At 68.2% G+C, this 13,842-nt stretch carries 11 protein-coding genes; 5 read left to right on the top strand and 6 right to left on the bottom strand.

Annotated elements, in window-relative coordinates:
* Positions 1-113 precede the first annotated feature (113 nt).
* A complete protein-coding gene (locus OG568_RS55400) occupies positions 114-1,376 on the top strand; it encodes a hypothetical protein (protein WP_329537601.1) in 1,263 nt (420 codons plus the stop codon).
* Positions 1,377-1,940: 564 nt separating this feature from the next.
* Here OG568_RS55400 and OG568_RS55395 read toward each other — a convergent pair.
* From OG568_RS55395 to OG568_RS55385, 3 genes are all read right to left on the bottom strand, one after another.
* Positions 1,941-2,825, bottom strand: coding sequence for a hypothetical protein (locus OG568_RS55395; protein WP_329537600.1), 885 nt, complete (start codon positions 2,823-2,825; stop codon positions 1,941-1,943).
* Positions 2,826-2,876: 51 nt separating this feature from the next.
* Positions 2,877-3,902 carry a WD40 repeat domain-containing protein gene (locus OG568_RS55390; protein WP_329537599.1) on the bottom strand — a complete coding sequence of 342 codons (1,026 nt, stop codon included), beginning with the start codon at positions 3,900-3,902 and terminating at the stop codon, positions 2,877-2,879.
* Between the two features lie 116 nt (positions 3,903-4,018).
* Complete coding sequence (locus tag OG568_RS55385; protein ID WP_329537598.1) at positions 4,019-4,990, bottom strand: FAD-dependent oxidoreductase; 972 nt, start codon at positions 4,988-4,990, stop codon at positions 4,019-4,021.
* Between the two features lie 109 nt (positions 4,991-5,099).
* On the opposite strand from OG568_RS55385, the gene OG568_RS55380 reads away from it, so the two are divergent.
* The 3 genes from OG568_RS55380 to OG568_RS55370 all read left to right on the top strand — a co-directional run bounded on the left by OG568_RS55380 (position 5,100) and on the right by OG568_RS55370 (position 8,220).
* Positions 5,100-5,993, top strand: a complete 894-nt coding sequence (locus OG568_RS55380) for a LysR substrate-binding domain-containing protein (RefSeq protein ID WP_329537597.1) — start codon at positions 5,100-5,102, stop codon at positions 5,991-5,993.
* 475 nt (positions 5,994-6,468) lie between these two features.
* Positions 6,469-6,696, top strand: a complete 228-nt coding sequence (locus OG568_RS55375; RefSeq protein ID WP_329537596.1) for a hypothetical protein — start codon at positions 6,469-6,471, stop codon at positions 6,694-6,696.
* Between the two features lie 349 nt (positions 6,697-7,045).
* Positions 7,046-8,220 (top strand): IS3 family transposase gene (locus OG568_RS55370; RefSeq protein WP_266421100.1). Its coding sequence is split into 2 segments (ribosomal slippage): positions 7,046-7,313 and positions 7,313-8,220, totalling 1,176 coding nucleotides; the frame shifts between segments, so codons are not numbered across the junction.
* Positions 8,221-8,411: 191 nt separating this feature from the next.
* On the opposite strand, the gene OG568_RS55365 is transcribed toward OG568_RS55370, so the two are convergent.
* The gene (locus OG568_RS55365; RefSeq protein WP_329537595.1) at positions 8,412-9,359 is read right to left on the bottom strand and encodes a GNAT family N-acetyltransferase; all 948 of its coding nucleotides are present in this window, start codon (positions 9,357-9,359) and stop codon (positions 8,412-8,414) included.
* Between the two features lie 45 nt (positions 9,360-9,404).
* A complete protein-coding gene (locus tag OG568_RS55360) occupies positions 9,405-10,316 on the bottom strand; it encodes an NADP-dependent oxidoreductase (protein WP_329537594.1) in 912 nt (303 codons plus the stop codon).
* Positions 10,317-10,807: 491 nt separating this feature from the next.
* Between OG568_RS55360 and OG568_RS55355 the strand changes: the two genes are divergently transcribed.
* A complete protein-coding gene (locus tag OG568_RS55355; protein ID WP_329537593.1) occupies positions 10,808-12,067 on the top strand; it encodes an MFS transporter in 1,260 nt (419 codons plus the stop codon).
* Positions 12,068-12,423: 356 nt separating this feature from the next.
* Here the strand turns inward: OG568_RS55355 and pdxR are convergent, their stop codons facing one another.
* Entirely contained in the window at positions 12,424-13,842 is a 1,419-nt protein-coding gene (gene pdxR / locus OG568_RS55350) for a MocR-like pyridoxine biosynthesis transcription factor PdxR (protein ID WP_443077950.1), read from the bottom strand.

Here is a 13,842-nt window from a genome sequence, read left to right as displayed (position 1 = left end):
GCCCAGGCAACAGAATCGCCTCGACCACCCAACAGTTGATGATCAACGCAGCCACCTCAGTCCAACCGAAACGGCGAGGCTAGATGGGTGGCCCGCCGGCGCGTGAGGACGCCGTGACGGCCGCATTCCGCGCAGTCGGCGACGAACTGCTCATCTACGCCGACGGCTGCTGCACCCGCTGCGTGGTCCGCGACCAGGTCAGTGATCTCCTCAGCTCTGATGGAGAAAATGTCATGCCCCAGCTCTCACCGCTGGCCGATGCATTGATCTGCGCGAAGTACCCCAGGTCCGTGATCAAGTGGATCCGATCCAGCGCGAGCGCCCAGCTGATGGCCGAATTGGCTGCAATCCGCACGGAGATCACCCACGAGCTGCTCGACGGTCTCCCGCAAACCACCCACACCCGCTCGGTGCGCGAGACCCTGGTGGCCACCAGAGTCCTGCCTCCCCGCCACGAGGGCCTGGCCCGTCTGGAGCTGTGGATCGAGGAGACACTCGACGCGGTTTCCCCGAGCCAGCGCCGGTTCGTCCGGCCGTTTGCGGAGTGGTTGGTACTGCGTGATGCCCGTCAGCGGGCGGCCCGCGACCGGTTCACTACGGGCACCGCCGAAGGTGGCCGCAGAGACATACGCGCAGCCATTGAACTCATGGACTGGCTCGACCGGAACACGATCGACCTCGCGGACCTCGACCAGGCGCAGTTCGAACTCTGGCTCCTCGCGGTCAAACCGACGCGTCGCCGCGGCATCGGCAGGTTCATCCGGTGGACGAACGCCCGACACGTGACCCGGGGGCTTGAGGCTCCATCCCCCAAGCACGGACTGGCCGAGCGGTTCATGGACGAAGACCAACACCAAGAACAGCTTCGACGTTGCCTGACCGACACGTCGCTACCACTGGAACTACGCATCGTGGGGGCACTCATCCGTCTCTACGCCCTGCCACTCACCCGAATCGTGCAGCTGACCACCGATCGGTTCGTTCAGAGTGAGAGCGGCTCATACCTCGTGATCGCGAGATACCCGGTCCTACTGTCTCCTTCGCTCGCACGACTGATCGAGCAACAGATCGCCGGGGGCAGAACGCCCTCCATGCTGCCGACCCCAATCCCCAGCGAGGGCTCCGGGGTTCTCCTGATGCCCGGCCGCCCCGCACATCGGCCCCGCAACCCGGACGGCCTGGCCCAGCAACTCAGCGACCATGGTCTTCCGACTATCGCTGCCCGGCACACGGCCATGATCGGCATGGCATCGGAGTTGCCACCCGTCATCATCAGCGACCTCTTCGGCATCCACAGGAACACCGCCAACAACTGGGCAGCGCTCGCCCAAGACGGCTGGGCGGACTATCTGGCTGCCTGTCGGCTCTCCGAATAGGGCTCCGCGACGACTCCGCTGAGACGGTGATCTGGCGCTGCTCGGCAACGAGATTGTGTGCGTCGGCCACTCGGAGCACACGGCGTCCACCCCGTCTTCGTCGTCACCGGAGGGCGGAAAACGTGCGGCTCCTGGCATCCATCCCTGAGCAGCGCACGATCTGAGGTGGTCCCCAGACTGGGCCTTTGCTCGGTCCATTGAACTGGCGAATGCTCACCAAAGTCCGCATGAACGCGCGGCACGCGACCACGCTATTGCGGGCTCTCCTCGTGCTGGCGAACGCCGAGGTCCACCGCTGACAGACGATCACCCGCTACCGATCACGCCCACGACCAGCACGAGCATCCCAGCCTCAACGCATGCCAGTCCCGGACCTACAACGTCAAGATGACGCGGGCTCACTGGAACCACGCCTCGATGCAGACGTGACAACGGACCAGGTGATTTACCGGCTGATACCCACGGTTGAGGCTGCCCGCACGAACCACGCGGAGATGGAAGCCCTTGCTCAATGCCATGCGGGCCGATCGTTCGGCGGTCGGTGGCGGAGGGCTCGTGCCTGCTCTACGCGTGCATCGCGGTGGTGAAGTACCACAGCAGGTAGGCCGCCATGGCGAGCGTGACCGGCACGCCGACGAGGAGGCGGATCAGCAGGATCAGGGTCCTGACCCAAGGTTGTCCCGGTCCCATGGCGAAGTCGGGTCTGGCCGGGTCGTAGGAGACCGCTATGTCGGCGGGCGCCGACCGCGCGCCGCTGCGACGGACTTCGTGAGTGGTGCCGGCGGTGTCGGTGAACTCGTACGTCACGACCCCGGGGCTGTTGTCGTCATCCCCGGGCGCGTAGCCCGCGTATGTGGCGGTGGTCGTCACGCCGTACCGGTGCAGCAGCCACCAGGTCACCGTGGCGCGCCACGTGCCGCGGGCGACGGCGCAGCCGAACACGACTCCCGCGAAGGTGGCGGCCCACAACTCGGCGAGGTGCCCGTCGCCCGCCAGCGCGGGGAGCAGCAGGCCGAGGGCGAAAAGGCAGGTGAGCGCGGAGCAGGCCCACCACTCGTCCGTGGACAGGAATGGTCTGCGGGGTGTTCTGGGCGTGGCGGGGCGCTCCTCCGCGTTCACCAGGGCCGCGCCGTTGATGCGTCTTTCGGCCTCGTCCCGTTGCGGGATGGCGGCGTTGACGGCGTTGGCGAAGGCTTCCACCTCTTCGATGCTGTGGGAGCTGATCGCGCAGACCGTTGTCGCCCGGGCTCCGGTGGCCGCCGAGTTCAGCCGGATCTCGGCGGTCGGACGCTTGGTTCCGGCGACATGGACGGTCTCGATCGCGTCGAGGGGAATGACCAGCCGGATGCCTGCCCGGTCCAGCGCGACGGCCTCGCGTTTCAGGTGGGCGGTTCCGCCTCTGCCGCGCAACATCGTTCCGGCTGCGGGCTGCGCGTCTCTGACTGTCATGACTGAGTTACCCCCAATGGTCAACTGACGTGGTTTCCAGGGGAGTCGGGGTCACCGGTTCGGCCACAGCCGCACCGTGCGGTCGAGGCTGGCCGAGGCCAGGGTCCTGCCGTCCGGGCTGAACGCCACTGATGTCACCTTGCCGGTGTGGTCGGTGAGGGTGGCGAGGGGGACGAGGTCGAGCGAGCTCGTGTCCCACAACCGCACGGTCCTGTCGTCGCTGCCGGTGGCCAGGGTGTCTCCGTCCGGGCTGTACGCCACCGCTGTCACAGGGCCGGTGTGGCCGGTGAGCGTGGCCTCCACGGTGCCTGACACCGAGTCCCACACGCGCACGACGTTGTCGGCGCTGCCTGTGGCCATCAGGTAGCCGGCCGGCGGGAACGCTACGGGCTTGAAGCCGTGCCAGTGCGGGGCTTCGAGGGTGGCGTCGACGGTGGGGGCGATCAGGGCTTGCAGGTCCCACAGTCGTACCGGGCCGCCGGTGAGGTCCTCGCTGCCGGTGGCCAGTGCGTATCCGTCCGCGCGAAACGCCACCGCGTTGACCAGGGTCATGCCCTCGGTCGTCAGCGTGGCGGTGACGGTGCCGGTGGACAGGTCCCACAGCCGGGCCGCGCCGTCGCGGCCCCCTGTGGCCAGCGTCTTGCCGTCCGGCGAGAACGCCAGGTCCAGGGTGAGCTGGGGATGGGGCAGGGCGACGCCGGTGGGATCCGCCACGTTCCACAGGAACACTTCGAGGGCGCCGGCCACGGCCAGCGTCTTGCCGTCCGGGCTGAAGGCCACCTTTGTGACGTCCTCGACCTGGTCGGGCCAGGGGGTGGTAGCGGTGCCCTTGGCCACATTCCACAACCGCAGCGTGCTGCTGATGCCCCGGACCCCGGACAGCCCGGCGACGAGCGTCCTGCCGTCCGGACTGAACGCCACGCTGTGGGCGTGGCCGTCGGGGACGGTGAACACGACCTTGCGGGGCTCGTCGTCGTCCGCTCTCGACTCGATCTCCGCGAACGTGACGGTGGCAGTGGTCACTCCGAGCGCGGCGAGCAGCAGCGTGCGGCGGCGCACCTTGGCGGGGGGCTTCACCGGCGGTCGGCCGGGTTGCGGCCCTGTCCCACCGGCCGACGTGGCGGGAGGGTCGGTCTCTGCGGGTTCGACGAAATCCATCGGTGCACACCCAGTTCTCGAGAAGAGGAGCAGTGTTAACGGGAGCGGTACACAAGGGCGGTTGCGGCGTCCGCGCAGCCCCAGGCCAGGGTGATTCCGGCGCCTCCGTGGCCGTAGTTGTGCACCAGCCGGCGTACGCGGCCGTGCGGGCGGGGGTCGGCCTCCAGGCGGACACCGCCGTCTCGATGGGGCCGCAGGCCCACCCGATGGCCGAGGACCGGGGCGCCTGCCAGTTCCGGGAGCAGTTCGGTGCAGCGGCGCAGGATCGCGGCGGCGGTGGCCGGTGACGGGGTGGTGTCCCACTCGCCGATCTCGAAGGTGCCGCCGAGGACGATGTCGGCGCTGCGGGGGTGGACGTAGGTGTAGCCCTCGGCGTTGTCCTCGTCGCGCACTGATGTCTGCAGTCCGGGGTTGGAGACGAGGACCAACTGTCCTCGCGCCGGCCGTACTTCGGTGTCGCCGCACAGGGCGCGGGCGCCCAGGCCGGAGGCGTTCACCACCGCGGGAGCCCATACGCCCGCCTGTTCCAGGGCGTCGATGCGTCGATAGAACAGCGTGCCGCCCGCCGCGGAGAAGGTCTGCTGGAGCCAGGGCAGGTAGCGGGACATCTCCACGGTCGGAACGGTGAACGCCCAGCCGCCGCTGAACGGGGCCCGTACCTCGTCGCTGCGCAGGGTGCGCAGGCCGGGAAGGGCGGAGGCCCACCAGGGGACGTCGTGGGCCGCGCCGCGCAGCAGCATCCGGGTGGGGCGCATGACCACGCCAGGTACCCCGTTCGCCGCCTGGCGGGCGAACTCGTCGTAGGTGTGGGTGGCCCAGTCCAGTACACGAGGTTCGAACCGGGTGCGGGTCGGATACCAGACGGCCGCCGCAACGGAGGACGTCGTCTCGGCCGACGGCTCGGCCGTGACCACGGCGACGCGGGCACCGGCCTGCTGCAGGCGCAGTGCGGTGGTGAGCCCGATGACCCCGGCGCCGACGACGACCGCGTCGAACCTGTCGCCCATGCCTCCCCCTTGATCGCCGAACCGTGTGCTTCCCACTGTCGGAGGGGAGCTGACGGCCTGTCCAAGACCAGTCACGTTCAATGCAATAAGCTGCGCTTATAGTTGACGGATGGACTTGCGGCGGCTGCGCTACTTCCTCGTGCTGGCCGAGGAGTTGAACTTCACGCGGGCCGCGCACCGGCTGCACATCGCCCAGCCCGCCCTGAGCCAGCAGATCAGGGCGCTGGAACGGGACGTAGGCGCTTCACTGCTCGAACGGGGCAGCCGGGGCTGCCGGTTGACCGCGGTCGGCGAGGTTGTGGCCCGCGAAGCCGGCGAACTGCTCGCCCACGCGGACGCGTCGCAGGGACGGATCCGTGCGGCCGTCGGCGGGCGGCAGGGGCAGCTGCGCCTGGCCCTGACCCGCTCCGCCCGCGGTGGCCCCGTCGACGCCCTCCTCGCCGCGTTCCGCACCCTCCATCCGGACGTGGATCTCGTCGTACGGACGGGGTGGACCGCGCACAACATCACCGAGTTGCTGGCCGGCAGGCTGGATGCCGCCTTCGTACGGCCCCCGCTGGACGGCGAGGGCCTGGAGTGCCGGCACATTGCCCGCGAGGAACTCCTCGTGGCTGTCCCCGCCGATCATCCCCTCGCCCGTGAACGAAGGGTCACCCGCGGGCGCATCGCCGCCGAACCCGTGATCCTCTGGCCGCGCGAGAACGCCCCCGGAATGCACGACCTGATCACCCGGCAGCTGTGGCCCGACGGCGGGCCGCGCATCGTGCGGGAAGAACCCGACGACGAGCAACTCCTCCTCAGCGTCGCCGCGGGCACCGGCATCGCCCCGGTGCCCGCGGGGCGTGCTCGTGCGCTGCGCATACCAGGGGTGCGGCTCAAGCGTGTGACCGCGCCCATGCCCACCGTGGACCTCGCCCTGGCCCACCAGCCGGCAAGCGCCGCGCCGGCACTGCGAGGGCTCCTCAGCCTCGTCGACACCCTGCCCGGGCCATCGGCCGACTGACGTCGGCTCAGTCCGATCAGCAGACGCATGACCCGGCGGGGACAAACGTCGCCCCCGGAAGCGACCCTACGAACAACCGCACTTGCTCGACGGGATCCACGGGAACCGCCCCGTGACGGACGATCACCTGCTAGCGATCTGCGCTGGGATCAGCACGAGAACCCCACCCACCACTCACACCAGCCCCATGACCAGCGAATTCAGGTTGGAATTGGCCCAGTGGCGATCAGCAGGGATTCCGCTCCTGACCAAGGCTGCGGGGAGACCGCGCTGTGTTACGGGCAGGAGCTACGTGCCCTGTTGTCAGTGCAGTCGAGGTGATCGCCCCACGCATCAACACAATCACATCGATGAGGCCACCGGCGATCGCAGGTGGTTCTGATGCGGATCCAGGCACATCCGTCCCTGCATAGCGCACGGTTGGAACACTGCCTCTTCCCCAGTCATCAGGCGTCTGTCGCAGGACTGCGTGGCGGTGGCGTGCGAGCCGGGCTCCGCGGACGGCCGTGAGCTGACCGATGCCCAGCACCGCGAGGCGGCCACCAAGCTGGGCCGTGTGTGGGAGCGGATCGGCTTCGAGCCGTTCCAGTGCGGCGTGCACATTCTCGACTGCCACCTGCAACGCACGCAGGACCTGCTGGCCGAGCGCCGGGAGGAGTTCAACGCCCAGTGCCGGGCCTGGCAGGCACAGCACAGGCCGTAGGACGAACAGATTCGACCTCCACGCAAATGGTTGGTGCTGCCCTCCGGCCCCGGGACCTGGTCGGCACCCGAGGCAGATGTCCGGCCGTCCCTCGGACGCGTCATCGGCAGCCCCGGCCGGGACCGACACCGGCCGGGGCTGCCTGTCGTAGGACCATGCGGCCCCGGAACCGCTTCCGAGGCGCGTTTGCGCGAGACTGCCGGGTCTGCGAGGTCGCGGCGGGACGAGGGATGCCTGGGCGTGCGCAAACGCAGGGGGCTGGTCGTCGCCGATCCTGGAGGGGCGTTACCCCTTGACCGTGGACACCCTGATCATTGGATCGTGAAGATCCGAAGGACAGGAGTTCCCGTTGGGGACGTCGAAGTACTCGCCTGAGTTCCGGGCCGATGCCGTCGCGTTGTACCGCTCCAGCCCGGGCCGGACGTACGCGTCGGTGGCCAAGGATCTTGGGGTGAACCACGAGACGCTCCGCACCTGGGTGCGGGATGCCGAGCAGGCCGCCGTGCCCGGCGCGGTGGAGGCCAGCGAGTTGGAGAAGGAGAACAAGCGGCTGCGGGCCCAGGTGAAGGAGCTCGAGCTGGAACGCGAGATCCTGCGGAGGGCCGCGAAGTATTTTGCGGGCGAGACCAGCTGGTGAGCCGTTTCCAGTTCGTTGCCGACCACCATGACGCCTTCGGCGTGAAGCGGCTGTGCCGGATCCTGGGGCTCTCCCGTTCCGGGTTTTACCGGCACCTGGCCGGCTTGGATGCGCGGGCCGGGCGGGCGCGTGCGGACGCCGAACTTGCCGGGCGGATCACGTCGATCCACACCGAGTCCGACGGCACCTACGGGGCTCCGCGCGTCACCGCCGAGCTCCAGGGCGCCGGGCTGCGGATCAATCACAAGCGGGTGGAACGCGTCATGCGGAAGTTCGGCATCGTCGGGCTGCACCTGCGCAAGAAGGTCCGCACCACGGTCCCCGCAGCCGACGCCATCCCGGTGCCGGACCTGATCCAGCGGGACTTCACCGCCTCTGGGCCGAACAAGAAGTACGTCGGCGACATAACCTACCTCCCGGTCGGCGACGGCCAATTTCTTTATCTGGCAACGGTGTTGGACCTGCACTCCAAGCGTCTGGTGGGCTGGTCGATCGCCGACCACATGCGGACCGAACTGGTCACCGACGCCCTCAAGGCCGCCGCCGGCGCGCGGGGAGGGAACCTGCGCGGAGCGATCTTCCACAGCGACAACGGAGCCCAGTACGCCTCCAAGGAGTTCGCCCAGGTCTGCAAGGACCTCGGCGTGATCCGATCACGCGGGGCCGTCGGCACCAGCGCGGACAACGCCGCCGCGGAGTCGTTCAACGCCAGCATGAAAAGGGAGACTCTCAAGGGCGCGAAACGCTGGCCCGGAGCTCGCGCCGCCCGCCTTGCGGTCTTCCGCTGGGTCACCCGCTACAACACCTGGCGACGGCACTCAGCCCTCGGTCAGCAGAGCCCGATCAACTACGAACAGCGATCAACTACGCTGACCACCGCCGCATAACAACCGGTGTCCACGATCAAGGGTGAAGGCCCGAGATCCGTCCCCTGTTCCCCGCGGCCTCGGCAAGGTCGGTGGAGGTCTTGCCTGCGGCGGCTTACCTTGCCCGGTGAGCGACAGCGCCGCTGTTCATCCGCGGCCGGCTCCACGCACGCTGGACGGGTCGAACCGCGTACGGATGCCGGGCGGCTATGTCAGGTCGTTCTCGAACGCAGCGGTCTGTTGCTGGTCGTCCGCCCCGCCTGCGGGTCTGTGCTGGGGTAGGCGCCGGAACCCGGATGGACCTTGTCGATGAGATCGCGGTATTGCGGGTTGCGGGCGATGAACTCACCCACGACCGGGCAGATGACGGTGATCTTCTTTCCGGTTGGGCGAATCTCGTCCAACACGCGCGCGATGAGCTCCGTGGCGACCCGGTGGTGGCGGTAGGCGGGGTCGACCCAGGTCGTCAACAACACGACGCGGCCGCCAACGAACCGGTACGAGAGTTCCGCGATCGCTTCGGCTCCGATAGCCGCGAACCATCGGCTGCGCTCCGTGTCATTGATGACATCAAGCTCCCAGCTCGACTCCACCTCGCCGGGACCTGTCTTGTCCAAAGCGGCGATGAGCGTCGCGTTGTTCTCTTCCCGGGCAGCTGCCTCGGCCTCGACGCTCGTCGTCACTGTCATACCTTCTCCCCGGGGAAGCCTGAAGGGCTGGTCTAGGACCGGTGTGACTCTCTTGGCTCCCGGGTGCTCGGGGTCGATGAGGTCGGCGTACGCCGGGTTGCGCTCGATGAAGGTGCGCACGATCGGGCACGTGATGGTGACCGTCTTTCCTTGCGCGCGCACGTCGTCCAGGACGCGTCGGATCAGCTCGGTGGCGATCCCCTGGTTGCGGAACTCGGGGAACACTGAGGTGGCCAGCAGCACGAGTCGGTTCTCGCCGGCGGCCTTGTAGGTCAGTCCTGCCACCTCTGTGTCCCCGGCCTTGGCCTCGTAGACACCGGTCTTCTCGTCGTTGACGACGTCGAACGCGGGAGCAGGGGGATTATCGCTGGCATCGTCGATGACGACGGCCTGATCCTGAGCGGGGAGGCCTGGGTCTGCCCTCTCGACGTCGCCGACGGTCGAGCGGTTCGGCTCGGTTGGACTGGTCATGCGGGGTGGTCCTTTGCTGGTTGTGTCCGGGCATGTGCGGCGGCCTCATGGGCGAACGATGGTCTTGCCTTTGACCCGCTCGGCCGGGTTGAAAGAGGAAACGGCGTCGTCGAGAGTGACGACCTGGCCGATGTTCGTGCGCAGACGTCCGTCCCGGACTCGCTGGACGATCTCAGCCAGCTGTGCGCGGTCGGCTTCGACGACGAAGTCGACCGCCAGGCCGTCCCTAGGCTGCGTCTCGGTCGGGCCGGCGATGGTCACCAGCATCCCGCCTGCTCGCACCAGCCCCGCCGACCGCTTCCCGATATCGCCACCGATCACGTCGAAGACCAGGTCGACGCCGCCGACGTCTTCCAGTGCGTCGTTGCCGAGGTCGACGAACTCCTGCGCCCCGAATTCCATCGCGGCCTGCCGGTCGGCGGCGCGTCCGGTTCCGATGACGTAGGCGCCGGCCTGGCGGGCGAGCTGCGTCACCATCGAGCCGACGCCGCCGGCTGCGCCGTGCACGAGAACGCTCTGCCCCTCTTGGAAGCGGCCGTGCACGAACAGTCCCTGCCAGGCCGTCAGGCCAGAGATCGGCAGACTCGCACCCACCGTGAAGTCGACATCGCCCGGCAGCGGCGCGAGGTTACGTGCCTCGATGGCCACGTACTGCGCGAGAGTGCCGTCACGCGTCCAGTCCGCCAGTCCGAACACCCGCTGTCCGACCGACAGCCCCCTCGTGCCATAGCCGAGAGCGCTGACCACCCCGGCCACCTCATGGCCGGGGATCGATGGCGTCCGGTCACGGCCGAGACGATCGACCCAGGTCGAGGGCCACTCCAGCTCACCTGGGGTGAAACCCGACGCGTGAACCTCAACGAGCACGTCGTTGCCCGCGGCCTTTGGCTCCGGACGCTCGCTCAGCGTCATCCCGGCCGCTCCCGCTGCCTGATCCGTCACCACAATCGCCTTCACGAGACGCCTCCCTGTCTCCGGTTCCCTGCCTGCGCGGCACGGTCCGTCCAACCAGAGCCGGCCGATCCAACGGGCTGCTTCGATCTCGGCTCGGCCCTCGAGTCACTACCTTCACCCTAACTCCAAAGTGGACGTCAGAGTCCAAAGATGGGAGGGCGGATGCACTACGGGGTGATGGCAGGTAGTCCCGCGTACAGACGCACCCGATCACCGTTTACTCAGTCCAAAGGCGACATTAATCGATCCTGGCGCGGAAGCGCTGGCGAGCGCAGGGCAAGGGGCGCGTTTGTCGGAGCATGACGCGCGCCTCAGTCTGGACGAAACAGTCCCGTTACTGCATGATCGACGGGCCAGGCGAACCTACGGGGCGAACCACAGCCGTGACGCGAAGACGGAGCTCGCAGGAGCCAGCAGTCGCGGGGCCAGCTGTCACCGCCCACGACAGAAGCCGGTGCGCTGCCTGATTCAGAACGAGAAAAGGACACTGCTCGATGCACAATGTGGCCCCAACGCCGAATCAGGATCGTCAGGGCAGAACATTCCGGCTTGCATTCCTGTCCGCGGCGCTCTCCCTGGCGGCCGCGTTTGCCGCGGTGGGCTCGACGATCCCCCTGTTCAACGTCTACCGGGCCCAGGACGGGTTCACCAACGCGGGCATCTCGATGACAGTCGTCGCCTACTCCGCCGCCACCATCAGCACGCTGCTGGTACTGGGACGGCTGTCCAACCATGTGGGCCGGCGGCCCACGGCCCTCGCCAGCCTCGGCCTGCTCGTGCTGGGCTGCGTGGTGCTGTTGAACGTGCACCACATAGGCGTCCTGATCGCCGGCCGGCTCCTGATGGGTCTGGGTGCCGGGTTGGCCAGCAGCAGCCTCACCGCGTACATCGTCGACACCGCACCCGCAAAGCCGGCCTGGCTGGCCTCCGTCGCGTCCAGCCAGACAGTCATGCTCGGCCTTGCCATAGGCGCCATCGCCTCCGGCGCCCTGGTCCAGTTCGGCCCCTGGCCACGCGACCTCATCTACCTCATTTCCGTCGGCCTGCTCCTGCTGTCCACCGTGCTCATCGCCATCAGCCCGGACACCGTAGCCCCCGTCCCCGGCGCGTGGCGATCACTGAAGCCCACTGTCCGCGTACCGGTCCGGGTCAGGCATCTGCTCGCCGTCACGGCTGCAGTCCTCTTGTCCACCTGGGCTACCGGGGCGTTCTACCAAGCCTTCGTGCCCGCGCTGGTCGAAGACCAGCTTCGCACGCACAGTTCACTCGTCCTGGGCCTGGTGTTCGCCGCTTACATGGCCCCCAGTGCTCTGGGCGCTCCCCTCAGTGGCCGATTCGCACCGGCGGGAGCTCAACGCATCGGCATGGCGGCCTTCTTCGCCGGCTGGATCGGCATCATCACAGCGATCGCCACCGGTGCACTTCCATTGTTCATCGCCGCAACTATCGTCGCCGGGGCCGGTCAGGGCATCGCCATCAGTGGCACCACCCGCAGCCTGCTGTCTGGCAGCAGCCTGGCAGACCGGGCACCGATCTTCGCCGTGGTGTATCTCCTCAGCTACAGCGGCGCGACCATTCCCAGCCTCATCACCGGCCAACTGGCCAACGCCTTTTCGCTGCCGAAGATCGCGCTCGGCTACGGCGCTTTTGCCCTCGTCGCCACCCTGTTCACCGTCATCGCGGCACGCAATCCGCACACCGACACGATCAGTCAGCACGATGAGTGCTCACGGCAAATCTCGCCGTCACCCTGACGGCACTTGACGCCGAACAAGGCCGCCGCCAGTACTCGTCCACGCCTGCCTGTCGCCCCGCGGATCGCACGTGCTGCTTCATCGGCCCGAACGGGCCTCGGCGAGGATCACATCCCCATCCGTGGCTCGGTCCGGAGCGGAATCAGCGGGCGGACAGGCTCTCGATATACCTGCCCGGTCGCGAGCTGGTCGATCGGCGCCTCGGGAGGAAGCGCGTGACTGTCTCGAAGCCTGCGTAACACGCCGGCCAGCCCAATCTGCGAGTGCATTCCTGACGGCGCACCCCAGACAGCTGTGACGTGAGACGTCGCACCTAGAAAGAGACGCGTTCGAGTGCCCGGCCACTTGGGGGCGCGTCAGGAAAGGATCCGCATGAGCGCGGAGAGTGCCTGAGGCCACACAGCGTCGGAGGGCCCCCCGTATCCCACGACGAGGGCATCGGCCATGACGTGCAGGGACCGTGCATGGCGGTATCGAGACAGGCCAGCCACTTTGAGTCCCTGCCGGGTCGCCGACTGAAGGACGCGCTGCTCGGTCCCGGGCGGCAGACTGAGCACGGTATGCAGGCCAGCCGCTGTCCCTGTGACGCGCACCTTCGGGGCGTGCTGGGCCAGGGCTGTGACCAGAGAGTCCCGCCGATCGCGGTAGCGCCGACGGGCAGCACGTACGTGACGGCTGTAGGCGCCGGAGGTGATGAATTCCGCCATGGCCAGCTGGCTCAATACCTCGGACGAGTCGGTCTGTCCCTTGGCCGCCACAGCTTCCTCAGCGAGCGTGGGAGGCAGTGCCATCCAGGCCAGCCGCAGGCCAGGAGCAAGGGTCTGGCTGGCGGTACCCAGATAGACCACGCAGTCTGGAGCGAGTCCCTGGAGCGCTCCGACAGACTGGTGGTCGAACCGGAACTCACCGTCGTAGTCATCCTCCACGACCAGCCCGCCTGTCCGTCTGGCCCAGTCCACGACTGCCGTCCGGCGATCGCGCTGCAGTGTCGTGCCCACAGGGAATTGGTGAGCCGGCGTGAGCAGGACCGTATCGGTGCCGTCAGGCGGGACCGGGTAGGTCCCGTGAGTATCCAGGGGAAGCGAGAGGGTCTCCAGCCCGGCAGCCGCCAGCAGGCCGCGGTGCCTGTCTGGGCCGTAGGACTCGACGGCGACATTCCTTGCCCCACGGCCGGCCAGGACTTTGCTCAGGATCTGCAGGCCGTGGGAGATGCCGGCGCAGATCAGTATGTGCTCCGGACTCGTGTATACGCCCCGGGCTCGTGCGAGATGGTCTGCGAGTGCGGCCCGTAGCTCCGGCCGGCCGCGGGGGTCACCGTAGCCGAACGCGTCGTCGGGAGCCGCGGCCAGGGCGCGGCGTGTGGCCCTCAGCCAGGCTGCACGAGGAAAAGCGGTGAGGTCGGGGTTGCCTGGGATCAGGTCGTAGCAAGGTTCACCGGGCGGCTGGGCGGACGAGCGGACCGAGACCGGCCGAGTGATCGTTCTGTCTGCCACGAGTGTGCCCGAGCCTCTGCGGGCGGTAAGCCATCCCTCGGCGACGAGGTCGCCATAGGCGTCAGCCACGGTGTTGCGGGCAAGCCCGAGGTCGGCGGCGAGTCGGCGGGAGGAGGGCAGCCGTGTGCCGGGTGCCAGGCGGCCGCTGCGGACAGCGTCGCGCATGGCTGCGGCCAGCGCGCGGCGCACACCCCGTCCAGCTCGAATCAGATCACTCTCAAAGGCCTGCCGTAGCCGCGCTGGACTGGTCGTACCGCGGGCGGCGAGGGGCTCCACGGGCAT

It is taken from the genome of Streptomyces sp. NBC_01450 (assembly GCF_036227505.1).
GTDB lineage: Bacteria > Actinomycetota > Actinomycetes > Streptomycetales > Streptomycetaceae > Streptomyces.
This window is presented reverse-complemented; position numbering and strand designations above follow the sequence as displayed.

Bases quoted from the DNA above. Each gene is read 5' to 3' on its own strand.
- OG568_RS55395 (WP_329537600.1), bottom strand. From the start codon at position 2,825: ATGACAGTCAGAGACGCGCAGCCCGCAGCCGGAACGATGTTGCGCGGC.
- OG568_RS55385 (WP_329537598.1), bottom strand. From the start codon at position 4,990: ATGGGCGACAGGTTCGACGCGGTCGTCGTCGGCGCCGGGGTCATCGGG.
- OG568_RS55380 (WP_329537597.1), top strand. From the start codon at position 5,100: ATGGACTTGCGGCGGCTGCGCTACTTCCTCGTGCTGGCCGAGGAGTTG.
- OG568_RS55365 (WP_329537595.1), bottom strand. From the start codon at position 9,359: ATGACCAGTCCAACCGAGCCGAACCGCTCGACCGTCGGCGACGTCGAG.
- OG568_RS55355 (WP_329537593.1), top strand. From the start codon at position 10,808: ATGCACAATGTGGCCCCAACGCCGAATCAGGATCGTCAGGGCAGAACA.
- pdxR (WP_443077950.1), bottom strand. From the start codon at position 13,842: ATGCCCGTGGAGCCCCTCGCCGCCCGCGGTACGACCAGTCCAGCGCGG.